The following is a 25241-nucleotide window of genomic DNA, read 5'->3' as shown; positions in this document are numbered from 1 at the left end:
CCTTCCGGTGGGCGCGGTGACCGGTTGGCCGGCACCGCCGGGCAGGGGTGGTACGACGTGAACCGAGATCTATGGAAGCGCTCCCAGTCCGGGAATACCGGGAGATTGACATCGACTTTCCGGCATGTCAACAGGCCGCCGGAGAGCCCGGTGCCGGATGACGGCGATAAATCCCGCCGAAGCGGGACAGCCCGACCTCGGCAACCCCGCACGACCGACCGATCGGCCGACCGGGTGCCCCGCCCGACCGACACCCGCTCGACCCGACACCCGACCGACACGGCGCCATCCCGGCCAGGCGCCGTCCCGGCCAGGCGGGGCGCGCCCCTGGCCCTGGCGGCGACCGGACCAGCATCGATGCCCCGCCGCAACCCCACGAATCCTTACCATAACTTTCCGTAGTCACGGGAGATCCGAGGCGAGTGAAACTCCTGGTCTTGGCGAATTCGGCCAGCCCGGCGTCGGAGACTTCCGCCACCGACCGTAATTCGACACCGCAATTTCCACCCGGCGCCGCCGCCGGCGATTCCACATTGACATGCCGAGGTGCCCAACGACGGCCCCGCAACCGGATATCCGGCACCGCGCCCCCGCTCGACGGGTAAGACCTCCGTTAATATGGCCTAATGGCGATATCCCGACGGCCCGACGTTCTGGTTATCGGCGCGGGCGTCATCGGACTGTCCACCGCGGTCCGGCTCGCCGAGGCGGGACTCTCGGTCCAGATCCTGGCCGCCCGGCCCCCGCGGGAGACCACCTCCGCGTCCGCCGGTGCGAGTTGGGGGCCCTACGAGCTGACCGACGAGCGCGTCGTGCACTGGAGCGAACAGACCCGACTGACTCTGGAGAAGATCGCCGAGGACCCGTCGTCCGGGGTACGGCTCGTCCGTGGTCTGGAGGTGGCACCCTTTCCGCTTGAGCCGCCGGCCTGCGTGCGCAACCTGAACGACTTCGAACTCTGCCCCGCCGACCAACTGCCGCCCGGCTACGTCAGCGGCTGGCGTTACACCAGTCCACTGGTGGACATGCCCCGGTACCTCGAACATCTCACCCGACGCCTGGTCGGCTACGGCGTCGAAATGGAAATCGCCGCGGTCAACTCATTCAAGGAACTCACCGGCAGAGCCGCCGTGCTCGTGAATTGCACCGGCCTCGGCGCCCGCCATCTGGTCCCCGACGATCAGGTCTATCCCACCAGGGGACAACTGGTGGTCGTGGACAATCCGGGAATAGAGACGTTCTTCCAGGACTGGGCCGAACACGAGGACATGACCTACATCCTGCCGCACGGCAGTCACGTCGTACTCGGCGGCAGCGCGACCCCCGGCTCGGACAGTCTCACACCCGACCCGGTCAGGGCGGCGGCAATCGTCGAACGCTGCTCGGCTGTCGAACCGTCCCTCCGGCACGCCCGGATCCGGCAGATCCTGGTCGGGCTACGGCCGAGCCGGCCGAGCGTACGGATAGAACGTGACCTCGTCGACGGGAACGTTCTCATCCACAACTACGGCCACGGTGGATCCGGGCTCGCCCTTTCCTGGGGTTGCGCCGACGAGGTGCTGTCACTGAGCGAGCTGACCTGATCAGGCGGGCCCGCCCCAAGGCGACCCGCTTCCCGCCGGTACCGGCCGGAGAGCGCACCGCGACACCACCGGCCGGAGATCCGACCGCAGAACGGCAGATGTCCGACTGACAGGCGCCGCCCGCTGTCGCATCATCCCGACAGGACAAACCGGCGGTATCCGTCTCCGGTAGGCCGGCCACGGAAAGGCAAGAAAAATGAACATGATCCACAAGTACGGCAAGGCCCTCGCCGCCGTCGCCGGGGCGGCACTCACGGTCGCCTACGGCGCCGTCTCCGGAGACCAGCGCATCGAGCCGGACGAGGCGGTGCAGATCGCCATCGCCGCCGCCACCGCCGTCGGCGTCTACCTGGTGCCACTGACTCCGCAGTACCGGTGGGCCAAGACCGCCGTCGCCGTGCTGTTGAGCGTGCTCCAGGTGCTGGCCACGGTGATCCTCGGTGGACTCGACTCGAACGAGTGGATCGCGCTGCTGCTGGCCGCGTTGACCGTGCTCGGCGTCGGCGCCGCACCGGCGGTCTCCAGCAACGGAACCAGCAACGCGGCACCCCGCCAGCCCACCAGCACCACCAGCCAGCCGGCCTGACCGCACGACCTCGCCGCCGGGCGCGGCCCGTCCTGGACCGGGCGGGCCCGCCGCCCGGCGAAACCGCACGTCCGGCTCCCCCGGCCGAGCCGCCTCGCCGGGGAGCTCACCGGTTCAGGCGGGCGACCAGGAACGCCAGGGCCTCCCGAGCCGCCCAGGCACGAACCTCGGCTCGGCTGCCCGCCGGGCCGCGCAGGGTCAGGTGATCAGCGCCGGCCCGGTCCGCGATCCCGATGTGCAGGGTGCCGACCGGATGGCCGTCCTGCTCGGTCGGCCCCGCGACGCCGGTGGTGGAGATGCCGATCGAGGCGGCGAAGATGTCCCGCACCCCCACCGCCATCTCGATCGCGGTCTGCCAACTCACCGGGCCGTGCGCGGCCAACGTCGCGGCACGCACGTGCAGCACCTTCTCCTTCGCCTCGGTGGCGTAGGAGATGATTCCGCCCCGGTAGTAGCCGGACGCCCCGGAAACGGAGGTGACCAGATTGCCGACCAGGCCACCGGTAAGTGATTCGGCGGTGGCCAGCGACAAGCCCCGCCCCGACAGGAGTGGGCCGATCTCTTCCTCGTGACGCAATTGTCCTCCCTTCTCCCCGCTTCGATTCCTCGGCGGTCACGTGGTGTGATCGAACAGGCTTCGGCCGTTGACCTCGATGAGCTTGATCGCCTCGTCGATGTCCCGATAGGAGTACATCCTGATCCGGGGGATCTCCGGATGGGTCGACCGTGCCGCGCCTCTCAGTACGAACGGCAGCTCGACGTCCGTACGCCCCAGATAGACGGATGACTTACTCATGGCCAGCGCGATCCCGGCCTCCACCCATACGCTCGACACTCTCTGCTCCGGCACCACCATCAGGAAGAATCGGCTGCGCCGCAGCGCCCGGAGGTCGTTGCGCAACGCCACGTCCTCGGCCTCGAACTCGCTCGCGGTCGGCCGGTTCCGCCCGGCGTAGTAACACCGGTAGTTGCACCGTTCCTCTATCTTGCGGACGAGTTTGAGCAGGCCGTCGCGGTGCGCGGTGTAGTTGGCCTCGTCCAACGACGACATCGGAGAGGAGAGGAAGACGTCGAACTCGTACTCGATGCCCGGATCCGTGGCCGTGGCCGTGGCCGGAGCGGGGCCGGCCGGTGCCGCCTCGCTCGGAAGCGCCGCCTTGGTCGCGAGCAGGGCCTGCGGACGAAGCACCGCGACGACGAGCACCCCCGTCGTCAGGAGCAGCACCGCGACCAGCGATATCATGGTGATTCGATCGGCATCGGCGACCTGTCCGGCCGTCCGTAACAACACGGCCTGGACGACCAGTAGGGCAACGGTGAGAAACCCGAGAACGGTACGAACGCGGAAGATCGATTTCATGTCGATTGGTGCACCGCCTCTCGCGGACCGCCCGACATCCATGATCGAATGAAAATGATCCGGTGGGGGCGCCTTGACGTAGCACAGACCTGATCGTGGATTGGAAGCGTAGTCCACGCGATCAGTGGTCGCTATGGCCGGTCGCGGCGATGATGTGTCGGCTACCCGTCAACTGTGTGCACAGTGGAGAATTTGGTTCCGGAAGGCAATGGGAGCTGGCCATGGTCCCCGGTTTCCCCGCCGGGGACCTCCCTGTTCCGCCCGGGCGTGGCCTATTTCCAGCGAAAATGCACGAAAAGGCGGCCGAAGTTCTTGGAATCCTTCTCGACCCGGTGGTATAGCTGCTTGATCTCCTTCTGGTCGAGGAACCGCAGCACCCGCTTCTTCAGCTGCCCCGACCCCTTGCCCGGAATGATCTCGACCATGGTCGCCTTCTTGGCCACCGCCTCGTCCATGATCCCACGCAGCGCCCGGTCGATGTCGTGGCCACGGTTGAAGATGTCGTGCAGGTCCAGCTTGAGCTTCATCGGTGGGTCACCGGCCGCGCAGCGTCCATGACATCCGATCGTAGGCGGAGCCGCCGGGGAGCGGTCACCGTCGACCGCCGACCCGGTTCTCGACGCGCTCCAGTGCGATCCGGTAGTCGTCGTTCTCCGCGTACATCGCGGCGGCGATCCGGAGGTGGCGGAGAGCCTCCTCCGGTCGGCCGTCCCGCTCCAGGGTGCGGCCCAGCACATGGTGCGCGTAGTGGTCGCTCGGGTCGCGCTGCACCAGTGTGCGCAGCTGCTCCTCGGCTCGACCCAGCTGAGCCGTCTGGAAGTACGCGCGGGCGAGCAACTGCCGTACGGAGGCGTTGTCGGGCTCGGCCTCGACGATGGGCTCCAGCAACCTGACAGCTCCGGACGGGTCCCCGGTCTCGAAGTACAGGGTCGCCCGCCGGTACTCGGCGAGAAGATCCACTAGACCCACCTCCTCGTATCGCGACTACTTCCCTCGACGCTGGCACAACACCGCCAGTACCGCGACTGTTCCGGGCGACGAGATCACGACGGAAACCGGCGGGCCCGGAGCACCCGGCCGAGCGGTAACGCGTCGACCACCCGGCGGTCGGCCGGCACCGCCGACCCGGACACCAGGGGCGCTAGCGCGGATAACGCCTCTGGTGTCAGGGCCGCCGGGAGCCCATTTCCCAGGCGCGTACGCCGCCGAGGATGCCGGCGCTGTTCGGCACCACCACCACGTCGTCACCCATCCGGGCGACCTGCTCCGGCCGGACCAGCCGGGAGTTGCCGCCACCCAGGTAGAGCCGGTCCCAGAGGAAGACCGGGCGGAGCCCGTCCACCACCCCCCGGACCCGGCGCGACCAGAACGCGTCGCCGAGCCGGCGCCGCTCGTGCTCGCCGATGTAGGTGTCGTAGCTCATCCTCCACCGGACCGGCGCCTGCGACAGTTCCAGGTGCGGGGCGAGCCGTCCGCCGTCGAAGAGCGCGCAGCCCAGCCCGGTGCCGAGGGTGAGTACCAGCTCCAGGCCGGTCCCGGCGACCACCCCGGCGCCGTGCACCTCGGCGTCGTTGAGCACCAGTGTCGGCAGCCCGAACGCGTCGGTGAGCGCGCTGCGGACGTCGAAGCCGGACCACTCGGCGACCAACTCCGGATCCGGTCTGGTGCGCGGCCCGGCCCGGGTGACGTAGTGCGGGGTGGCCACCACGACGCCGTGCCGCAGCATCCCGGGCATCCCGACGGTGACCCGGTCGGCCGTCGGCAGCCGGCCGCCGAGATCCAGCAGCGTCTTGACGAAGAGCGCGGTCGGCAACGGGTACGGGGTCGGCACCCGCAGCGGCCGGGTACGCATCGTGCCGGCGTCGTCGAGCACGGACGCCTTGATCCCGCCACCGCCGCAGTCGATCGCCAACGTGGTCATCACAGGAATCAGTCTGCTACTCCGGCGCCGGGTCGCGGCCGGGCGGGCGGATAGCATCTGAGGTCTCATGAGCGCCACACTGAACCTTTTTCAACCTGAACCACGCGGCGCTCACACACCGCGTCCGACCTTGCGCTCCGACGGACCGCAAGGGGAGGTTGAAAAAGGTTCACTGATCGCCGAGGATCCCACCGACCCGTCGAGCCCGGTTTCTGCCGCCGTACGGCTGGGCAAGAACTACGCCATGCTCAGATGGGAGTACGCACTGTTGGTGCGGCGGCGCCAGCCCCGGTTGGACGACACCGGCTGGGAACTCGCCTACACCTGGTATGGCCCGGATGGTGCCGTGCTCGACGTCTCTCCGTACGGGGACACCGCGCTCGCCCACCTCAACCGGGCCGGAGCCCAGGGCTGGGAACTGGTCTCGGTGACCGAGGACGGCAACATGAAGGGGAGTGCGGAACTGCACCGGTACCACCTGAAACGAGTACTCCGGACGGCGACGCCCCGGCCGAGGCTGCGCAGCCTGGGGCGGGCCGGCCGGCGCGCCGGCACCGGCTGACGGCGGCGGGCCGGGGTGGTGTGGGCGGGTCGGAGTGGGCGGTGCGGCGAGTCGCCAATCGGCGGAAAGCGACCAACTCCACCGACCCGCCGGGGCGAGGCGTAGACCGGAGCATTCCGGGTAGCCCCGGCCGGGAGGTGGTGATGGTCGCGCAACTGCACAGGGCGCCCTCCGGGGAACGGTTGCGGGCGATCGACGAGTTCCTCGGCACGGCGTACGCCGACCTCGTCACGCACGACGACCGGCTGCGCGGCACGGCGGTGGAGGTACGGTTCGACCGCGGTGTCGCCCACCTGACCGGCGAGGCTGCCCACCGGGACGAACTGGCGCTGGTCCGGCGACTCGTCGGCCGGCTCGACGGCGTACTGGCCGTCTGGTCCCGGGTACGGGTGGCCGGGCGGGACCCGGTGGTGATGGATCTCGGCTGCGGCGCCGCCAAGCAGTACCCGGGCAACCTCGGCCTCGACCTGCGGGTGGCCCCGGGAGTGGACGCCCAGGCGGACCTCTCCGGCCCGCTGCCGCTGGCCGGCGACTCGGTCGACGTGATCTTCACGGTGCACATCCTGGAGCACCTGATCGACTTCCTGACCCTGGTCGACGAGTGCCACCGGGTGCTCCGGCCCGGCGGCGTACTGCACGTGATGAGCCCCTGGTGGGGACATGTCAACGCGGTCGCCGACCCGACTCATGTACGCCTGCTGGACGTACAGACGATCAAGCACATCTGCCATCGCCATCCCGGTGCGCCCCGGTGGTACCCGCTGCACGCCGGCTGCGACGGTGCGTCGATCTTCGCCGACCTCACCCCGCTGGGCCCGGACGACCCCGGCCCGGAACCCAGCCACCTGGCCCGGTTCTTCGACTGAGACCTCACGACTCGCCGACCCGGAATCCGGTTATCCCCCCCGGTGGGAAGGCATGCGGCGGAGTCCGGCGGGAATGCAGCCGGGTCGAATCGGGCGGAGTAGTCGGGGAGGGCCGGTAGATGCGTGCCGTCATGTCTGAGTCGTTTGGGGCGATGCCGCAGGTCCGGGAAATGCCGGAGCCGACGCCCGGCGACGGCGAGGTGAAGATCGAGGTACAGAGCTCGTCCCTGAACGGCTTCGACGCGAAACTCGCCGGTGGGTTCCTGGACGGCGAGGTCGAGCACCAGTTCCCGGTGGTGCTCGGCCGGGACTTCGCCGGCATCGTCACGGAGGTCGGGCCGGGGGTCAGCGGGTTCATGCCCGGCGAGAAGGTCTTCGGCGTGGTGACCAAGCCCGGGCTCGGCGACGGGTCGTTCGGCGAGTACGTCGTCGTACCGGAGGACATCGGCCTCGCGCCGCTGCCGGCCGGGCTCGACTACCGCTCCGCGGGCGTACTCGGTCTGGCCGGCGTCGCCGCGCTGGCCAGCGTCGACGCGGTCGCCCCGGCACACGGCGAGACGCTGCTGATCTCCGGAGCCACCGGTGGGGTCGGGCACTACGCCGTCCAGCTCGCCGCCGCGCGCGGCGCGACCGTGATCGCCACCGCCGAGTCCGGGCCGGCCGCCGACCTGCTGCACGAACTCGGCGCCGCGCACACCGTCGACTACCGGGGCGACCTGGCCGCACAGGTCCGGCAGCTCGCCCCGGACGGGGTGGACAGCGCCGTGCACCTCGCCGGCGATCCGGAGCTGATCGCCGACCTGGTCACTCCCGGCGGCCGGTTCTCCTCCACCCTGGGGGTGGACTCCGAGCAGCTCGGCGACCGTGCGCTGAACGTCACGGCGGTCGAGGCGATCCCGGACCGGATCGTGCTCGACCACATCGCCACCGAGGCCGCCGCCGACCGGCTGCGCCCGTCGATCGCCCGCACCTACCTGCTGGACGAGGTACCGCAGGCGTTCGCCGATTTCACCAACAGCGGTATCGTCGGCAAGCTCGCCGTGGCGATCGGTTCGGCCGGGTAACACCGGTGCGGCGTGGCAGCCGCTGCCGTCGAGATCCCGTGTGTGGCCCGTCGAGCATCACGTCACCGCCGCGTCGGCGCCGGTGGTCAGCCGTCACCGTGCACGGCGCGGGCGGCCAGGAGTTCGGGTGCCAGGACCACCACCGCGCCCGGCTCGACCCGGAGCAGCCCGGCCTCGGCGAGGGTCCGCAGCGCCCGGTTGACCGACACCCTGGTCATCCCGATCGACTCCGCCAGCCCCTGCTGCGCCCCGGGCAGCGGCACCCGGCGCCCGCTCCGGCCGGCCGCGGCGACCAGCCAGGCCGCCACCCGGGTCCCGGCATCGGCGTACGAGGTGCGTACCAGCTCCGCCTGCCGGTGGCGCAGCCGTTGGGCCAGGTGCCTGAGTACGTGCCGCCGCACCGCCGGTACGTCGTCGATCAGCCGGAGCAGTTCGCCGGCCGGTACCAGTCGGTAGCGCAGTACCGTGGCGGCCAGCCAGGTAGCGGTGTAACCGCCGCCGTCCAGTACTGCGCTCTTGTCGACCGCGCACGGGCCGGCGAAGTCACCGAGCCGCAGCCGCTTTCCGTCGGCGGTGTCGTGCACCCCGGTCAGGATGCCCGCCTGCACCACGATCACGTGCTCGGCGGGCTGACCGCGTACCGCCAGCACCGCGCCGGGGCGGGCGGCCCGGAGCACCGAGCGGTCGAGTAGCCGGCGCAGCCGCACCGGCCCGAGGGCGGCGAAGACGGGTACGGCGGCCAGCCCGCGCAGGTCCGTCGGTTCCATCTGACGAATTGTTCCCGACCAACCGGGACTGCGGCCCGCCGAAACGGCCCGATCGGCTGTATACCCGGTTACAGCGACGGCTCGGCGGGGGTACGTATGGTCCTGCACATGATCGTTGTGGAACTGCACTTCACCGGCGACCCCGCCGCCCGGCTGGCCGCCCGGCCGGCCCACCGGGAACTGCTGGCCCGGCTGCACGCCGACGGCGACCTCGTGGCGGCCGGGCCCTGGGCGGACGACTCGGGCGCGCTGCTGCTCTTCGACGCGGACGAAGCGGCGGTGCGGCAGACTCTCGGCGCCGACCCCTACTACCGGACGCCCGGGGTCGAGGTGGTCACGTTGCGGCACTGGGCACCGGCGGTCGGCGGCCTGGCGCCGTGACCCGACCGCGCCGTCCGACGCCGGGGTCGGTGGCCCGAGCGGAACCGGAGCGCGGGTCCGCTACCGGTGGGGTTGCGGTCGGCGGGACAGCGCCGCCTGCACGGCCCAGTTGAGCGCGTAGTCGGCGACCTCCTCCCAGCCGGGCTGCCCCAGGATGTAGTGCGATCGACCCGGGAACTCCTTGTAGCCGGTGACCGCGGTCGACTTCCGGTACTGTCCGGCGGTCGCCTTCGTCACCGAGGGTGGCGCCACGTGGTCGGCGCCGCCGGCGATCAGCAGCAGTGGCGCCCGCCGCTCGTTGCCGAAGTCCACCCGCAGCGCGGTCCGGGGGTTCAGGTTCGCCAGCGCCGACTCGAAGAGCACGTGCCCGGCGGCCGGTACGTGGTGGCGCTGGTACGCCTGCTCCGCCTCGTCCCGGGACATGGTGTTGGCGAAGGCGTAGTGGAACTCGTCCAGACTCAGCGGTACGGCCCGGTGCCGGTTCGCCGGGTTCCGCAGTACCGGCAGGCTGGCCTTGAGCGAGGAGAGCGGCATCCGGACGACTCCCTTGACCGCCGCCGAGTCGATCGCGACTCCGGCCGCGCCCAGCCCGCGGTCCAGCAGCATCTGGGCGAACGCGCCGCCGAACGAGTGTCCCATGATGATCGGCGGGCTGGGCAGTTCACGGATGATCCGCTCGTGGTGGTCGACGATCTGGTCCGAGGTCAGCCCGGCGATCGCGGCCGGGTCGCGGCGCAATGCCTCGACGTCGGAGTCCATGCCGGGCCAGGCTGGCGTCAGCACCTGGAACCCGGCATCCCGGTACCGGTCGGCCCAGTGCTCCCAACTCCGGGAGGTCATCCAGAGGCCGTGGATCAACACGATGGCGTCGGGTCGGCTGGGTTCATCGGGTAGCAGGGGCATGATGTCCTCTTCCAGGCTCGCTCTCGCCGCGCTGGCGTCCTGGGATACCCCTCACCGGCCGCCGCAACCCCGGCCGTACGCCCCGGCCGAGCGGGGCGTACGGCCGTCGGGCCGCCGGCTACCGGTCGAGTCGCCGGTACAGCCGCACCGAGAGCGGTAGGAAGATCGCGGTCAGCAGGATCGGCCAGCCCAGCGCCAGTGGCACGGCGTAGCGGTCGAGCCGGGAGCTCTCCCCCCAGCCGGGGTTCTCGAAGAGCTCCCGGGTGGCGGAGACCGTCGCGGAGAGCGGGTTCAACTCGGCCACGACGCCCAGCCAGCCCGGCATGGTGTCGGGGGCGACCAGAGCGTTGGAGAGGAAGAGTACCGGCCAGACCAGCACCTGCAACGCGACCAGCGCCTCCGGGTTACGCAGCAGCAGGCCGAGGTAGATACCCACCCAGAGCACCGCGAACCGCAGCAGCAGGAGCAGCCCGAACGCGGCCAGCGCGGCACCGACGCCGCCGTGCCACCGCCAGCCGACCGCCAGTCCGCAGCCGACCATCACCGCCAGGCCGAGCGCGGCGTGCAGCAGGTCGGCGACGCTGCGGCCGACCACCACCGCCGAGCCGGCCATCGGCATCGCCCGAAACCGGTCGGTGATTCCCCGGGCGGCGTCGGTGGCGACCGCGGCGTAGGTGGCCTCGATGCCGAAGAGCATGGTCATCGCGTACATCCCGGGCATCAGGAACTCCCGGTAGCCGCCACCGCCGGGCACCGCCATCCCGCCGCCGAACAGGTAGCCGAACATCAGTACCACCATGATCGGAAACAGCAGCCCGAGGACGACCTGCACCGGTTGACGGACCCAGTGCGCCAGGTCCCGGCGGGTGATCGTCCAACTGTCCGCGAGTACCCAGCGCAGCCGCTGCGCGGCGTGTCGCGGCGGGGACGGAAATGTCATGGTCGTCGTCGTGGTCACCGTGCCACCTCCCGGTTCTCCTCGTCGGCCAGGTCGCCGGTCGGGCCGGCCGGCCCGCCCCGACCACCGGCGCGGGCTTCGCCGCCGGTGCCATCGGTGAGGTGCAGGAACACCTCGTCCAGGGTCGGTCGGCGCAGCGCGATGTCCTCGGCCGCGATGTCCCGCTCGTCGAGCCCGCGCACCAGCGCGCCGAGTGCGCCGATCCGGTCCCGCACCGGGGCGCTGATCCGCCGGTCGTCGTCGTCCCGGTTGACCGGCCCGTCGGCGATCCGGCCGAGCAGTTCCGCCGCCTCCGGCAGGTCGGCGAGGCGGTGCAGCACGATGTCGATCCGGTCGCCGCCGAGCCGGCTCTTCAGTTCGTCCGGCGTACCGTCGGCGACGATCCGGCCGGCGTCGACCACCGAGATCCGGTCGGCGAGTTGGTCGGCCTCGTCGAGGTACTGGGTGGTGAGCAGCACCGTCGTGCCGGCGCCGGCCAGGTCGCGTACCGCCGCCCACATCTCGTTGCGCCCGCGCGGGTCGAGCCCGGTGGTCGGTTCGTCGAGGAAGAGCACCTCCGGGGCCAGGATCAGCCCGGCGGCCAGGTCGAGCCGGCGTCGCATCCCGCCCGAGTACCGGCCGACGGGCCTGTCCCCGCTGTCGGCCAGGCCGAACCGGTCCAGCAGTTCGTCCGCCCGGCGGTCGGCGACCGCACCGGGTAGGTGGTAGAGCCGCCCGAACATCGCCAGGTTCTGCCGGCCGGAGAGCACCTCGTCCACGGCCGCGTGCTGCCCGACCAGCCCGATCCGGTAGCGGACCAGGTCGGGCCGGCGGGCCACGTCCTGGCCGGCCACCTCGGCCCGACCGGCGTCGAACCGGAGCAGGGTGGTCAGGATGCGTACCAGCGTGGTCTTGCCGGCGCCGTTCGGCCCGAGCAGGCCGTGCACGGTGCCGGCCGGGACGTGCAGGTCGAGCCCGTCCAGGGCGAACCGCTCGCCGTACCGCTTGCGCAGCCCCTCGGCCCGGATCGCCGGTGTGTTGTCGTGCATGACCACCCCAAATCATGTACACCGTACAGAGTCAGGCGGCAACTATAGCGTACGCCGTAAAGAATTCAAGTCCGGGAGAATGACGAGGTGACGACGGAGTACAGCGGCAGTGGCGACCCGAAGCGAAGCATGGAGCTGCTCTGGGGCGTACCGGACCGACCCCGGCGGGGACCGAAACCCAAGCTCACGGTGGACCGGATAGTCCGGGCGGCCATCGGGATCGCCGACCGCGAGGGGCTGGCCGGCCTCTCCATGCGGCGGGTCGCCGACGAACTCGGGGTCACCGCGATGTCCCTCTACACCTACGTGCCGGGCAAGGCCGAGCTGCTCGACGTGATGCTCGACACCGTCCATGCCCGGGCCGCCGACCCGGACGACGACCGGGGCGACTGGCGGAGCCGGCTCGAACGGCTGGCCCGGGAGAACTGGGACCGCTACCGCCGGCACCCCTGGCTGCTCCAGGTCGCGACCAGCCTTCCGGTGCTCGGCCCCAACTCGATGGCCAAGTACGACCGCGAACTCAGCGCCGTCGCCGGACTCGGCCTGACCGACATCGAGATGGACCTCCTGGTCGGCATGCTCGCCGACTACGTGCACGGCGCGGTACGCGGCGCCGTGGAGGCCGCCCAGGTGCGGCAGCGCACCGGAATGACCGTCCAGGAGTGGTGGGAGCGCTTCGCACCCCTGCTGGAGCAGGTCTTCGATCCCGAGCGCTACCCGATGGCGGCCCGGGTCGGCGCGGCGGCCGGCGCCGAGCACAACGCCCCGGCCGACCCGGCCCGTTCGTTCGAGTTCGGGCTGCAACGGGTGCTGGACGGGATCGAGGCGTTCGTCCGGGCCCGGACCGCCCGGTAGGGGCGCGCAGGGGTCGACCGAAACCCCTGCCGGGTCGCAGGCACGCCGTTGCCCACCTAGCCGGTACTGGATATATTTACCTTCGTCATCACATGGGAGCGTTCCCACGCTGCCCTGTACCCGGAGCACAGACGGGGTGAGGTCGGCGCACATGAGCACGATCCGGCTGCTCGTGGCCAACGGCTGCAGCTTCGCCCGGGGCGCCGAACTGGCCGAGCCGGAGCGGGAGGCCTGGCCTGCCCTGCTCGGCCGGGAACTCGGCATCGGCGTGGTCAACCTGGCCTGCGACGGCGGCTCCAACCGGCGAGCCGTCCGCACCACCGTGCAGCACCTGGAGTCGATCCGGGCGGCGCACGGCGTCGGGTACGACCAGATCCTCTTCGTCAACATGTGGACCGCGCTGAGCCGCAACGAGTACTACGACAGCGGGATCGAGGACGGTCCGGTCCGACCCGACCTCGGGGTACGACCGGCGCTCCCCGGCGAACTGCACTGGCAGCGGGTGGCCGACTGGAAGGCCGCCGAGGGGGACCGGCCGTCGAAGGCGTACCTCCGGCACCTGTTCAACACCACCGGCGAGACCGTCAACTTCTTCGTCGACTGGCTGCTGCTGGAGCACCACCTCACCGGTCTCGGCGTGCCGAGCCGGTACGCGTTCGCCTGGGAGATCCTGCCCGACCCGATCCCGGCCGAGGCGGTACCGGTGATGCGCGCCCTCCGCGCCGACCTGGTCTTCGGAACACTGCCACCCCGCCCCGAGCAGACCTTCCGGGAGATGGTCTTCGGCCGGGTGCCGTTCGGCGACTGGGACCATCCGCTCCGGGAGGGACACCAGCGGTTCGCCGCCGCGATGTCGCGCTGGCTCGGCGGGGACGAACGGTTGCGCTTCCCGGCGACCGGACGGGCCGGGCGATGACCGTACCCGGGCTGGTGTCGGTGATCATGCCGACCCGCAACGGCGCCGCGACGATCGGCGCGCAACTGGCGGCGCTGACCCGGCAGACCTACCCCGGACGCTGGGAACTCGTCGTGGTCGACAACGGCTCCACCGACGGTACGCCGGAACTGGTCGCCGCCTTCGCCAGCCGGCTGCCCGGGCTCCGGCTGCACAAGGCGGTCGACCGGGCCGGCACCAGCTACGCCCGCAACGAGGGCTGCCGGGTGAGCCGGGGAGAACTGCTGCTCTTCTGCGACCAGGACGACGTGGTCGCGCCCGGCTGGGTGGCCGAGATGGTACGCGGACTCGCCGAGTTTCCCGCCGTCGGCGGACACGTCGAACGCCGGCTGCTCAACGACGAGGTGTCCCTCGCCACCCGGCCCGAGAAGCCGGCCGGCTCGCTCCAGGAGGGATTCGACTTCCTCCCCTACGCGCTCGGCGCCAACTGCGGGGTGCGCCGGACCGTCTTCGAGGAACTCGGCGGCTTCGACCCCGCCTACCGGTACGGCTCGGACGAGGTGAGCTTCTTCTGGCGGGCGCAGCTCGCCGGGTACCCGGTCGGGGCGCTGCCGGAAGCGGTGGTGCACTACCGGCTGCGTCGCCGGCTCCGGGAGATGGCCCGGCAGTACTACTCGTACGGCCTCAGCCACCCCCGGCTGTACCGGGACTTCGCCGCCGCCGGGCTACCCCGCTCGGTCCGGCCGGCCGCCCGGGAGTGGCGCTGGCTGCTGCGCCACCTGCCCGACCTGCTCCGGTCCCGGCGGGCCCGGGCCGTCTGGGTGACCCGGTGCGCGATGCGCTGCGGCCGGATCGTCGGCAGCCTGCGCCACCGGGTCGTCTTCCCTTAGCCCGGCCGGCCCGGCGTCGTCCCGGGCCGGACCGCCGTCCGCACCGGTCGACCGGCCGTCCGACACCGCCGGCCAGTCGTCGTCGGCCGGATAGCGCACCCCGGTCCGGGCCCGTACGGCGTCCAGGATCCGCAGCACCGCCACGGTGTCGGCCAGGGTGGCGAGCGGGCTCTCGGTCAACCCGGCCCGCAGGCAGCGCATCACCTCGACCGCCTCGTGCACGAACCCCTCCCCCTGGTACGGCACCTCGACGGCCCGCGGCTCGCCGTCCCCCTGCCGCAGGGTCAGCCGGGCGGGCCGGAAGAAGCCCCGGTCCAGCTCGATCCGGCCGCCGCTGCCGCAGACCGTGGCCGTCCACGGCGTGTCGGCGACGATCGAACAGGAGAGGCTGGCCAGCGCCCCGTCCGGGTAGCCCAGCACCAGCGCGGTGGTCTCGTCGACGCCGTGTCGGCTCAGCGTGGCGAGCCCGGTGACCGAGTCCGGCGCCCCGAGCAGCAGGTGGGCCAGGGTCACCGGATAGACGCCGAGGTCCAGCAGGGCGCCACCGCCGAGCGTCGGGTCCCGCAGCCGGTGGCCGGGGTCGACCGGCCCCACCAGGCCGAAGTCCGCCTGGACCAGCCGGGGTACCCCGACCGCACCGTCCCGGACCAGGGTGACCAGCCGGCGGATCGCCGGTACGCAGCGCATCCACATCGCCTCCATCAGGAAGAGGCCGGCGGATCGGGCCCGGGTGACCAGGTCGACGGCCTGCCCGGCGTTGAGCGTGAACGGCTTCTCGCAGAGCACCGCCCGGCCCGCGTCCAGGCAGAGCGCGCTGGCCGCGTGGTGGCTGGCGTGCGGCGTCGCCACGTAGACGACGTCGACCCGATCGTCGGCGGCGAGCCCGGCCCAACTGCCGTACCCGCGCGGGACCGCGTACCGGGTGGCGAACCGCTCGGCCGCCTCCCCGGTACGCGAACCGACCGCGACCACCTCGGCGTCCGGCAGCCGCCGCAGGTCCTCGACGAACCGGCCGGCCATCCAGCCGGTGCCGAGCACACCCCACCGGACCGGCCGGGCGGTCGCCTCCGGGGCGTTCCAGGCGGCGGTCGTCGGCGAGCCGGCGCTCACCGACCGGACCCCGCCGCACCGGCCAGCGCCGCGCCGGTCACGAGTTCCCCGGCCGCCTCCGCCGCCGCGTGCCGGCAGGCGAGGTCGTCGCGGAGCGCCAGGCAGTCGCGTACGTAGTCGCCGGCCCGGGCGATCGGCGGATGCGGATCACCGTCCCCGCAGTACTCGACACAGATCGCCGGTACGCCGAGCGAGTCCGCCTTGGTGATCCAGGCGTAGTTGTCCAGCACGCCGTCGGCGGTGTCCACGTTGAAGTCCGCCCGCCCGCCACGCGGGTGCAGGTTCTTCAGGTGGAAGTAGCCGAGCCGGCCGGCGAGCTGGTCGAGCACGGCGGGATCCCGGTCGGCCAGGCTGACCACGTAGGCGTTGCCGGGGTCCGCCGTGGCGACCACGGCCGGATGGTCCACCATCGCCAGCAGCTTCGCGGTACCGGCCACCGTGTCGTGCACCGAGCCGGGATAGACCTCCACCCCCACCCGTACGCCGTGCCGGGCCGCGTAGTCGCCGAGCCGGCGGTAACCCTCGGCGGCCCGCTCGTAGTGCACCTCCCGGGCCAGGGCACTGCCGTTGACCCGCCAGTCGTCCGGATCCCGTTCCAAGGTCCCGGACCAGCCGTTGACCAGTTCGATCCCCTGCCGGGCGGCGGCGGCGACGGTGCGCTCGGCCAGGGCCAGCGAGGCGGCCCGGGTCGCCGGGTCGTCGCCGACGAAATCTCCGGTGTAGCCGACACAGTGCACACCCACCCCGTAGTGCCGGCCGAGCGCCACCGCGTCCGCGACCTCGGTCTCGACCCGGGCCGGGTCGAAGTGGAAGTGGACCAGCTCGATGCCGTCCCAGCCGTACCGCGCGGCGACCGCGAAGACGTGCCGCAGGGGGTAGCGGCGGAAGGTGTAGCTGTGCAGGACGAGCTTCATGGGTTCTGCCCTCCGGTCAATGCCAACCGCACTCCGCCGTTGGCGACGCTTCGTTCGAGTGCGTGCAGCACCCGCAGGTCCCGCAGCGCGCGGGCGACCCCCACCTCGACCGGTACCGGCTGTCCGGCCGCGCTGGCGGCGAACGCCCGGTACTGGGCGAGGTACGGATCCACCGGCTCGGGGCGCAGCCAGCGCCGTCCCCGCTCGTCGCAGACCAGCACCGAGCCGCCGGAGTCCATCGCCCACGAGTTCCGGACCACCAGCAGGCCCCGCTCGCAGACGACGGTGTAGCGCGAGACGCCGGTCTCCGGTGGTTCGGTGAAGGACGACTCGACCTGGAGCCGCCGCTCCTCGCCGAACCACACGGTGGCCTCGACGAAGATCTCGGTCTGCTCCCGGTCACCGGCCGGGTAGCCGGTGGCCCGGCAGGCGGTCGGCGCCGCGTCGAAGACGTCGGCCGCGGTCAGCAACGGATAGATCGCCAGGTCGCCGAGGCAGCCGAGGCCACTGTCGGCCCGCCGGTTACGCCAGTCCCCCAGCCGGTGCCCGAGGTGGCAGGCGGCGATCGACCGGGGCGCGCCGAGCCGCCCGGAGCGGACCAGTTCGACCACCGCCCGGTTGAACGCGTTGTACCGGGACATGTAGCCGACCATCGCCGGTGCGCCGGAGGCGGTCGCGGCGCGCAGGATCCACTGCCCGCCCGCCACGGTGTCGGCGAGCGGCTTCTCCACCAGCGTCGGGATGCCCCGGGCCAGCGCCCGGCAGGCGTACTCGGCGTGCCGTCGGTTCGGCGTCGCCACGTGCACCCCGTCCAGCGGCGTACGCAGGAAGTCGCGGACGTCCGTCCCGGCCCAGATCTCCGGCACCTCGGCGGCCACCGCCCGCAGCGCCGCCTCGTCGGGGTCGAGTACGGCGACCAGCCGCAGGTCGTCGGCGGCGGCGATCGCCGGCAGCAGCGCCCGGCGGGTCAGGAACCCGGCGCCCACGATGCCGATCCGGAACGTCATCGGATCCGCCCCGGCGGGCCGGACCAGTGCAGCAGCAGGCTGCGTGGGGCGAGCGAACGGTGGGTGGCCACGGCGATCGCGTCCAGGGTGTGCCGTTGGGCCGCCAGCGCATCGTCCAGGGCCGGATCGCCGGTGCCGACCGGCAGCTCCGGGTCGAGCAGTACCGCCACCCCGACCGAGCGGGTGTGCCAGACCAGTTGGTACGAGTGGTGGTTCCAGCCGCTGCCCTCGTGCACCTCGACGGTGCGGCCGAGCCGCTGCGCCAGCCGTTCCGCCCGGACCGCACCGGCCGGGCCGGCGCCGTAGCCGACGACGTGCACGGCGGTGAGTTCGGGCCGCCGGGCCAGCCATCCGGCGAGTACGGTGGCGAGTTCGTCGCCGCCGGCCACCGCCCGGCTCCCGACGGGCCGGTCGGCCGCGGTCGGTGTCACCGGCAACAGCCGCTTGTACCGCTGCACCGCGTCGTGGGTGGCGAAGCGCAGCCCGTGCCGTACCGCGACACACACCACCAGGGCGGCGACCGCGTAGCAGGCGGCCATCGCGGCGGCGACCGCGCCGGCCGGTCCGCCGGGCCGGCACAGCGCGGAGATGCCCGCCGCCACGTCGACGACCAGCGCACCCGAGGACGGCTCGGCCGTCACGTCCGGCCACGGCCGGAACCGCTCGGACTTGCCGCCCCACCCCTGCCGGGCCGCCTGGAGGGTCCAGAGCCGCAGCCCCGGACCGGCGCCGGGCGGCAGCCGGAACAGCACCCGGGGCCGGCCGGTGGCCGGGAACCGGCCCGACTCCTCGCCGGCCCACTCGCCGATCGTCCGTGCCGCCCCGGCGAACGCCCGGTAGGCGGCGTCGAAGTGCGGCCCGCTCAGCATCCGGGCGGTGAGCAGCGCCGGCACCGAGAGCGGGGCGTGGTAGAGGGCCACCTGGTCGCGGCCGCCGCTCACCGAGAGCGTCCCGTCGCGCTCGCGGAGCCAGGCCGGGGCCGCTCCGCCGGTACGCTGCCGGACCAGCGCCAGGGTGGCTGCCAGCAGCCGGGTCTCCCGGGTACGCCCGGAGGCGCTGACCGCGAACCCGGCGGCGGCCCCCGGCCCGTCCCACTCGCCCAGGGTCCGCTGCACCGTCGCCGGGTCCAGGGAGTCCAGCACCCGGACCGCGCTCTGTCCCGGCACCGCCTCGCAGATCGCCCGCAGCCCGAAGGCCCAGCCGCCGGTGCCGGCGAAGACGGCCCGGCGGCAGCCGCGCAGCAGCCGTCCGCCGCCCCGGTCGGCGGTGAGCCGGGAGACCCGCGGCCAGGCCGGTGGGCGTACCCAGCCGAGTCGGGGCACTCCGGCGAGGCTGGCGAGCGCGGCGACCGTACCGGCCGGCCCGTACCGCTCGCCAGCGGCAGCGGCCCGCACGTACGCCCAGAGTTCGGCTCCGCTCGGCTCGGCCCCCCGGTGCGGCCCGGTCACGGCGTACCCCGTCGGGCCGGTATCGGCGGCGCCGGAGCCACCACGGTGCCGTCGAGCCGCAGGTCGACCACGACCCGCAGTGCGCAGCCGCCGGCGACCGTTCCGTGGTCGAGCAGTTCGGTCGCCACACCCGGCAGCGCGGGCAGCGAGACGAGGTGGCTGACCAGCGGCGCCAGGTCGACCGCGAGGGTGGCCGAGGAGGTGTCGCCGCCGGTCCCGGCGGGATCGGCGGGATCGGCGGGTGACGCTCCGGCGAGCAGGTCCCGGGCGGCGGTGAAGTCGCCGGCCCGACCGCCCCGGGAGCCGACCACGGTGCACCGGCCACCGGCCGGGTTCTCCACCACCCGACGCCCGCCGCCGGCCCGTACCGCCGCCGGGTCCAGCGCCGTGCCGCCGCCGGCCCGGAGCAGCCGGCCGGGCCGGAAACCCCCGAACAGGTGCAGGCCGGCCCCGTCGGCCAGCGCCGGCCAGGTGAGTTCGGCCGCCGCCGGCCCGCCGTCACCGGCCACCGCCAGCACGGCCAGCTCGGCACCGCGACCGGCGGTCACCGACCGGACCCCGGCGGCGAGCCCGGGACCGAGCGGCAGCACCGCGTCCGGGGCCGGCAGTCCACGCTGGACCGCCGCCCGTAGCCGCCGGTCGGTCCGGGCGGCCACGGTCACGGTACGGGCGCCACGGGCGCGGGCGACCGCCACGTGCAGCAGGCCGAGTACGCCGGCACCGACGACGAGGACGTCCCGGCCGGCCCAGTCGCCGGCGAGTCCCCGGTGCGCCCGCAGTACCGCCGCCAGCGGCTCCAGCAGGACCCACTCCGGGCCGCAGCCGGGCGGAAGCCCGACGAGCTGCCCCTGGGCCAGCGCACCCAGATCGGTGACGAGGACGTCCCGGAACACCCCGGGCAGGTTGTGGCCGAGCTTGAGGTAGTCGTCGGTGGGGTGGTTCGGGTTGAGCGTCACCAGGTCACCGGGGCGGAGCCCGGAGACCGACGTACCCACCTCGACCACCTCGGCCACGCACTCGTGCCCGAGCACCCCCGGCTCCAGACCCCGCTCGCCGCGCAGGATCTGCAGGTCGGTGCCGCAGAGGCCGGCGTACCTGGGGCGGAGCAGCAACTGCTCGCGGCCGCAGCGCGGTCGGGTGCCGGTGGTCAGGACCAGCCGCGACTCGCCGACCGGCTTGACCACCTCGCGGATCTCGGCCTGGCGCGCGGCGAGGTAGCCGGCCATCCCGGCCAGGGTGGCCCGGTCCGCGTCGTCGGGGACGTGCAGCAGCCCGTCCCGCTCGGCGGCCGTCCAGCCGGAGAACCAGCCGGCGTCGACGCAGAGCTTCGCCAGCCACTCGCGTAGCGCGGCGAACCAGGGCGCGCCGACGCCGTGCGCGAAGCCGCCGACCACCACCGCGCGGCAGAGCCCGAGCTGGGCGCAGACCTGCAGGAGCGCCACCGCGAGGTGCCGGGTCGCCGCGCGCAGCAGGTCGGTGACGAACGCGTCGCCGGTCCGGGCCGCGGTGGCGAGCGCCGGCCCGTCGATCCGGTCCGGGTCGCCGTCGACGAGCCGGTGCAGTAGCGACGCGGCGAAGTCGGCCGGGTGCCGCCGGGCCCGCCGGATCGCCGCCCGCAGCACGGCCGGCCCGGAGCTGTACGCGCAGAGGTCGGCCACCGCACCGCAGTCGCACCACGGAAGGTCCAGTGTGGCCAGTCGCTCACGGGCGGACCGGTCCCCGGCTGCGGCGGCCCGACCGAGCCGGGCGGCTCCGGCCGGCCCGCCGGGCACCGCGTCGAGCCGGCTCGGCTCGACCGGCACGTGCCCGATCTCCCCGCCGAGCCCGGCCGGGTCGACGAGCACCTTGGCGGTGCCGGGCAGTCGGTCGTCGAAGACCTTGACCGCCACCCCGGTGCTGACGGTGACCAGTGCGAACCGGCCGAGCCGCCGGTAGTGCCAGGCGGCCGCGGCGACGTCGTTGACCACCGTGACCCTGGCCCACGGCAGCCGCGCGCCCAGCGCCGCCCGTACGTCGTAGCCGGCCGACCGCGCCTGCCAGAGCACGCTCGCGTCCCGCACCACGCCCTCGACGGTGATCACCGCACCGAACGCGACCCCTACCTCCCGCCGTCCGGCGGGTCCGGCGGTCCGGTGCAGCCGGTCGGCCTCCTCGGCGATCCGGTCCATCAGGAGGTCGCGGACGGCGGCCAGCGGAACGTCCGGCCGGTCCCGCCGGTTCGGGGTGGCGAACCGGACCACCTCGCCGACCGGCCGACCCGCCTCGGCCAGCGCCAGCCGGGTCCAGGTGCCGCCGACGTCGACCACCACGCCCTGCGGCGCCGGCACCCGGGTCCACCCCTCCGGTTCCGTCCGTCCGGTCACGGCCCGCTCCACGCCGGGGCCGACACCACCGGCCCATCTCCGCCGGGCGGGATCGGCGCGCCAGCGGATGGGATCGGCGCGCCGCCGGATGGGATCGGCGCGCCAGCGGGCGGGACCGGCGCGCCAGCGGCAGGAGGGTCGCCGAGGGGCCTCCGGCGGCGCAGCGCCGACCAGGCCCGGTGCAGGTCCGCCGGACCGATCTCGTCGATCGAGTCGACGAACCCGCCGGCCCCGATCCCGACCGGTACCGCCAGGTGCAGTTCGCCACCCTTGTGCGGCAGTACGTGGGTGCGCAGTGCCCGCCACAGCTCGTCGGCGTCGCAGCAGTCGTCGTACGTCGGCAGCCCGATCCGGCGCAGCAGCCTCTCGGCGCGGTCGGCGACGGCGTACGGCAGCCGCCCCGCGGCAACGCCCAGCCGGCAGGAGAGCGCCATCCCGACCGCCACCGCCTCGCCGTGCCGCAGCCGGTAGCCGGACCGCTCCTCCAACACGTGCCCGAACTCGTGGCCGAAGTCGGCGAGCCGGCGCAGCCGCCGCTCCCAGGGGTTCTCCTCCAGCTCGACCAGCATCGCGGCGACCGCGCGCCGGAGCACCTCGTCGAGCACCGCCGCGGCACCGGGGTCGCGCAGCACGGCGTGGTGCTCCTCGACCAGGTGGTAGAGGCGGGCGTCCCGGACCAGTGCGATCTTGACGATCTCGGCCAGTCCGCAGCGGAACTCGACCTCCGGCAGGGTCTGCAGGAAACCGGCGTCGCAGAGGCAGGCCAGCGGCGGATGGTACGCGCCGAGCAGGTTCTTCCGGCCGTCCAGGTCGACGCCGACCTTCAGCCCGATCCCCGCGTCGACCAGCCCGACCAGGGTGGTCGGCACGCGCAGGTACGGCGTACCGCCGGAGTGGCAGGCGGCGACGTAGCCGACCAGATCGAGCACGGTCCCGCCGCCGACCGCCAGGATCCGGTCGGCGGGCCCGAGGCCGAGCCGGCGTACCCGGCGCAGCAGCCGCCCGGCCGCCTCGAAGGTCTTGCCCCGGGAGGAGCTGCGCAGCGGCAGTACCGTGCAGCCGGCGAGCCGCCCCTGCCGGCGGCGCCGGGCGAGCATGTCCCGGACTGCGGCGGTGACCGCCGGCGAGTAGTCGTCGACCACCGCCAGCACCCGGGAATGGGCCGGCAGGTATCCGGAGAGCACCGGATTGTCCGGGGCGAGAACCCGGGCGGTGAAGGTGACCCGGTAGCCGAGCTTCCGGATCCGGTGTGCCCGTACCGGCGCCGGCACCGACCCCGGCCACCCCGCTCCGCCCGACGTCCGCGCACCGTCCGTCATGGGTGCCACCCACACCGGGGACGCCGGCCCGGCGGTGGAGGCCAGCCCGGCGGTGGACGGCGGGGGCATCGGCGGCGCGTCGGCTGCCGGTGGGGGTGCCGGCCAGATCCGGCGGTCGCCGGGGCCGTGCCGGTGCAGCAGCCGGGCCACCGCGGCCAGCGCCGCCTGCCGGACCAGGGCCGGCTCGCGCGCCCGGTCCAGCTGGTCGGCGAGTACGTCGTCGTGGCCGGCGAGGTGGCGGATCGCCGACTCCTCGTCGGGACGCACCGGAGTGGGATCGGCCAGCAGGGTGTCCACGTCGACCAGCAACACCGGATCCCGCGCCTCGGCGGCGAGCGCCGGTTCGCCGGCCACCACCCGGGCGCTCCAGTGCAGGGAGGCCAGCAACGAGGACAGCCCGTCGTGCACCCGGACCGCGTGGGCGTACCGGCGGTACATCGCGGCGGCCAGCACGGTGGCGGCGGTTGCCGGCGGCCCGGCGAGGGAGACGAAGGCGTCCCGCCGGCCGAGCCCGGCCGCGAGGGCGGCCCGCACCACCGCGCGTACCGGATCGGGGTTCTCCGGCGTGGCGAGGTCACCGGCGTCGACCGTCCGGTACCGGTCCAGCGCACCGCGCTCCCGCCAGTATCCGAGATAGGCGTCCAGCCGGCGGCCCCGCTCGGGCCGGTCGCAGACGGCGAGGATCCGGCGCGCGCCGCCGAGTGCCCGCAGCAGCGTGGTGTCGCCGGGCCGCCACAGTCCCCGCCGCATCCGCAGCTCGAAGGTGTCGATCAGCTCGGCCCGCAGCGCGTCCTTGGGACCCGGCGGAGTCGCCGTCGGCCCGGACAGGTCGCGGGGTCGGGCCAGGGCCGGAACCGGGGTGGTCGACGACATCGCCTCACACCGGCGCTTGCTGGGCGCAGGCCCGGCGCAGCAGCTCGACCAACGGCCCGCGCGGCCGGCACCGGTCGAACCGGAACGAGGACATCATCTCGTCGATCGCCACCTCGTCCATGCCCCGGAACAGCTCACCGAACTCCGGCAGCAGGGCCTCGGCGAAGAGGATCTGCGGCACCAGCCGGCCGATCAGGAACTCGCTGCCGAACGGAAACGGCCGGTAGTCCGGGAACTCCCGGGCGAAGAGCTCCTTGAGCGGGCGCATCACCTGCTGGATCTGGTCGTGCCGGCCGCCCCACAGGTCGACGCCGAGCCGGGCCTTCTTCTCCAGTACCGGCCGAATCCGGCGCATCCACGGGCTCTCCGGGTCGACGGTCAGCGGTGCCGCCACCCCGATGTCCTTGTAGGGCCAGAACGCCCAGTTGGCCCGGTGCCGGGTGTAGATCTCGAACTGGTCGGCGAGCAGGTCGAGCCGCATCCGGTCGCGCTCGGGTTCGCCGGTGAAGACGACGTTGAACTCGCCGACGTAGACCGGGGTGCCGGTGCGGAGCATGTACTCGCTGCGCTTGAGGTAGGTCCGCTCCAGCACGCTCGCGTCGAAGTACTGGTCGCGGGACTGGTCCGGCAGCAGGATGCCGTGTTCGTAGCCGATGCCGTCCGGCGACTCCCAGACGTGCGTCAGGTGCGCCACACCCGGGTAGCGACCGTCCGGGACGTAACCGGGCGGCGCGTAGTCGTGGTGCGAGTAGATCACGTTGGGCAGCGGTTCGCCGTACACGTCGAAGTCGTTGGAGTAGCGGTTGCCCTCCAGGATCACGATGTGCTCCGGGTCGACCTCGCGGATCGCCTCGACCAGCCGCCGCGAGTACGGCCCGATCACCTCCCCGGTCGGGTCGGCCGGTTCGTTGACCGGGTTGTACGCGGCCACCCACGGCTCGTCCCGGTAGCGGCCGGCGATCGCCCGCCAGAGGTGTACGACCCGGTCCTGGAAGTGCGGGTGCTGCCAGAACTGGGCCACGTGGCTGGGGTTGTCGCTGTGCCAGTCCTGGTTCTGCCAGCCGGGCAGCGCGTGCAGGTCGATGATGGTGCGTACGCCGCACGCGGCGAGCAGCTCGATCGCCCGGTCCAGGTGACGGAATCCGGACTCCACGATCTCGAACGGTCGGCGGTCGTCCTCCAGGTGTCGGTAGTTGACCGGGATCCGGACCACGTTGCAGCCGAGCCCGGCGATGAACCGGGCGTCGTCGGCGGTGAAGAAGTGCTCCAGGAAGCGGTCGAAGAAGAACGCCGACCGCTCCGGCCCGAGTACGTCCCGCACGGCGCCCCGCATGCCCTGCTCGTACGCCGGGAAACCGGTCATCCAGTTCTCGAAGTTGAGCCAACCGGCGAGGCCAATCCCCCGCCAGATAACCGACTGTCCGTCGCCGTCAACTATTTGATCGCCATTGGTCCGGAGAAATCCTCCGGGGCACGCCAAAGCGAACCGGGACACGGACATGCCACCCCCTGCCTTTCCCGTCGTCGGGTGCATTGCCCGTTCGGATCGATATTGACTCAATACGATGGCGCGACAATCGTCAAGAGG

24 protein-coding genes and 1 pseudogene are annotated in these 25241 nt (G+C 72.9%); 9 read left to right on the top strand and 16 right to left on the bottom strand.

Features of this window, described 5'->3' with window-relative positions; genetic code table 11:
• The first annotated feature begins 626 nt into the window (after positions 1-626).
• Positions 627-1583, top strand: a complete 957-nt coding sequence (locus tag EV371_RS10325; RefSeq protein ID WP_130461851.1) for an FAD-dependent oxidoreductase — start codon at positions 627-629, stop codon at positions 1581-1583.
• Positions 1584-1779: 196 nt separating this feature from the next.
• Positions 1780-2169 carry a hypothetical protein gene (locus EV371_RS10320; RefSeq protein WP_130461850.1) on the top strand — a complete coding sequence of 130 codons (390 nt, stop codon included), beginning with the start codon at positions 1780-1782 and terminating at the stop codon, positions 2167-2169.
• A 106-nt stretch (positions 2170-2275) separates the two neighbouring features.
• Here EV371_RS10320 and EV371_RS10315 read toward each other — a convergent pair whose 3' ends face one another.
• The 5 genes from EV371_RS10315 to EV371_RS10295 all read right to left on the bottom strand — a co-directional run bounded on the left by EV371_RS10315 (position 2276) and on the right by EV371_RS10295 (position 5453).
• Positions 2276-2746 (bottom strand): CinA family protein, encoded by a 471-nt coding sequence (locus EV371_RS10315; RefSeq protein ID WP_349338367.1) that lies wholly within the window; start codon positions 2744-2746, stop codon positions 2276-2278.
• A 36-nt stretch (positions 2747-2782) separates the two neighbouring features.
• Positions 2783-3412, bottom strand: coding sequence for a hypothetical protein (locus EV371_RS10310; RefSeq protein WP_130461849.1), 630 nt, complete (start codon positions 3410-3412; stop codon positions 2783-2785).
• Between the two features lie 389 nt (positions 3413-3801).
• Complete coding sequence (locus EV371_RS10305; protein WP_130461848.1) at positions 3802-4056, bottom strand: Smr/MutS family protein; 255 nt, start codon at positions 4054-4056, stop codon at positions 3802-3804.
• A 64-nt stretch (positions 4057-4120) separates the two neighbouring features.
• Positions 4121-4489, bottom strand: coding sequence for a tetratricopeptide repeat protein (locus EV371_RS10300; RefSeq protein ID WP_130461847.1), 369 nt, complete (start codon positions 4487-4489; stop codon positions 4121-4123).
• Positions 4490-4694: 205 nt separating this feature from the next.
• Complete coding sequence (locus EV371_RS10295) at positions 4695-5453, bottom strand: ROK family protein (protein ID WP_130461846.1); 759 nt, start codon at positions 5451-5453, stop codon at positions 4695-4697.
• 241 nt (positions 5454-5694) lie between these two features.
• Here EV371_RS10295 and EV371_RS10290 point away from each other — a divergent pair, with 241 nt between their 5' ends.
• The 3 genes from EV371_RS10290 to EV371_RS10280 all read left to right on the top strand — a co-directional run bounded on the left by EV371_RS10290 (position 5695) and on the right by EV371_RS10280 (position 7942).
• Positions 5695-6012, top strand: a complete 318-nt coding sequence (locus EV371_RS10290) for a hypothetical protein (protein WP_130461845.1) — start codon at positions 5695-5697, stop codon at positions 6010-6012.
• 143 nt (positions 6013-6155) lie between these two features.
• Positions 6156-6878, top strand: coding sequence for a BON domain-containing class I SAM-dependent methyltransferase (locus EV371_RS10285; RefSeq protein WP_130461844.1), 723 nt, complete (start codon positions 6156-6158; stop codon positions 6876-6878).
• Positions 6879-7009: 131 nt separating this feature from the next.
• Positions 7010-7942, top strand: a complete 933-nt coding sequence (locus EV371_RS10280) for an alcohol dehydrogenase catalytic domain-containing protein (protein WP_207230452.1) — start codon at positions 7010-7012, stop codon at positions 7940-7942.
• An 86-nt stretch (positions 7943-8028) separates the two neighbouring features.
• Here the strand turns inward: EV371_RS10280 and EV371_RS10275 are convergent, their stop codons facing one another.
• Positions 8029-8709 (bottom strand): helix-turn-helix domain-containing protein, encoded by a 681-nt coding sequence (locus EV371_RS10275; RefSeq protein WP_130461842.1) that lies wholly within the window; start codon positions 8707-8709, stop codon positions 8029-8031.
• Between the two features lie 108 nt (positions 8710-8817).
• Here EV371_RS10275 and EV371_RS10270 point away from each other — a divergent pair, with 108 nt between their 5' ends.
• Complete coding sequence (locus EV371_RS10270) at positions 8818-9090, top strand: YciI family protein (RefSeq protein WP_130461841.1); 273 nt, start codon at positions 8818-8820, stop codon at positions 9088-9090.
• A gap of 60 nt (positions 9091-9150) precedes the next feature.
• On the opposite strand, the gene EV371_RS10265 is transcribed toward EV371_RS10270, so the two are convergent.
• From EV371_RS10265 to EV371_RS10255, 3 genes are all read right to left on the bottom strand, one after another.
• Complete coding sequence (locus tag EV371_RS10265; RefSeq protein WP_130461840.1) at positions 9151-9993, bottom strand: alpha/beta fold hydrolase; 843 nt, start codon at positions 9991-9993, stop codon at positions 9151-9153.
• Between the two features lie 118 nt (positions 9994-10111).
• Positions 10112-10933, bottom strand: a complete 822-nt coding sequence (locus EV371_RS10260; protein WP_130465801.1) for an ABC transporter permease — start codon at positions 10931-10933, stop codon at positions 10112-10114.
• Between the two features lie 14 nt (positions 10934-10947).
• The gene (locus tag EV371_RS10255) at positions 10948-11979 is read right to left on the bottom strand and encodes an ATP-binding cassette domain-containing protein (protein WP_130461839.1); all 1032 of its coding nucleotides are present in this window, start codon (positions 11977-11979) and stop codon (positions 10948-10950) included.
• 87 nt (positions 11980-12066) lie between these two features.
• Between EV371_RS10255 and EV371_RS10250 the strand changes: the two genes are divergently transcribed.
• The 3 genes from EV371_RS10250 (at position 12067) to EV371_RS34250 (ending at position 14619) form a co-directional block, all read left to right on the top strand.
• The gene (locus EV371_RS10250) at positions 12067-12834 is read left to right on the top strand and encodes a TetR/AcrR family transcriptional regulator (protein ID WP_486484565.1); all 768 of its coding nucleotides are present in this window, start codon (positions 12067-12069) and stop codon (positions 12832-12834) included.
• A gap of 151 nt (positions 12835-12985) precedes the next feature.
• On the top strand, positions 12986-13750 hold the full coding sequence (locus EV371_RS10245) for a DUF6071 family protein (protein WP_130461838.1): 765 nt from the start codon (positions 12986-12988) through the stop codon (positions 13748-13750).
• Positions 13747-14619, top strand: a complete 873-nt coding sequence (locus tag EV371_RS34250; protein ID WP_130461837.1) for a glycosyltransferase — start codon at positions 13747-13749, stop codon at positions 14617-14619. Before EV371_RS10245 ends, EV371_RS34250 begins: the two co-directional genes overlap by 4 nt.
• Positions 14620-14709: 90 nt before the next feature.
• Here EV371_RS34250 and EV371_RS10235 read toward each other — a convergent pair.
• The 7 genes and pseudogenes from EV371_RS10235 to EV371_RS10210 all read right to left on the bottom strand — a co-directional run.
• Positions 14710-15657 (bottom strand): annotated as a pseudogene (locus EV371_RS10235) (Gfo/Idh/MocA family protein); the annotation flags it as partial.
• Between the two features lie 68 nt (positions 15658-15725).
• Positions 15726-16643: a sugar phosphate isomerase/epimerase family protein gene (locus EV371_RS10230; protein WP_130461836.1), complete on the bottom strand. Its 918-nt coding sequence runs from the start codon at positions 16641-16643 to the stop codon at positions 15726-15728.
• On the bottom strand, positions 16640-17650 hold the full coding sequence (locus EV371_RS10225; protein ID WP_165436656.1) for a Gfo/Idh/MocA family protein: 1011 nt from the start codon (positions 17648-17650) through the stop codon (positions 16640-16642). The genes EV371_RS10230 and EV371_RS10225 overlap by 4 nt, the downstream gene beginning before the upstream one ends.
• Positions 17647-19098, bottom strand: coding sequence for a hypothetical protein (locus EV371_RS33355; protein ID WP_165436655.1), 1452 nt, complete (start codon positions 19096-19098; stop codon positions 17647-17649). The genes EV371_RS10225 and EV371_RS33355 overlap by 4 nt, the downstream gene beginning before the upstream one ends.
• Positions 19095-21461, bottom strand: a complete 2367-nt coding sequence (locus EV371_RS33350) for an ROK family protein (protein ID WP_165436654.1) — start codon at positions 21459-21461, stop codon at positions 19095-19097. The genes EV371_RS33355 and EV371_RS33350 overlap by 4 nt, the downstream gene beginning before the upstream one ends.
• Positions 21458-23653 (bottom strand): 3-dehydroquinate synthase family protein, encoded by a 2196-nt coding sequence (locus EV371_RS10215; protein ID WP_130461833.1) that lies wholly within the window; start codon positions 23651-23653, stop codon positions 21458-21460. Before EV371_RS10215 ends, EV371_RS33350 begins: the two co-directional genes overlap by 4 nt.
• A gap of 4 nt (positions 23654-23657) precedes the next feature.
• Positions 23658-25016: a cellulase family glycosylhydrolase gene (locus EV371_RS10210; protein WP_207230451.1), complete on the bottom strand. Its 1359-nt coding sequence runs from the start codon at positions 25014-25016 to the stop codon at positions 23658-23660.
• Positions 25017-25241 lie beyond the last annotated feature (225 nt).

The organism is Plantactinospora sp. CNZ321 (assembly GCF_004217235.1).
Note: the sequence above shows the minus strand (reverse complement) of the source record. Positions and strands in the feature narration are given on the sequence as shown.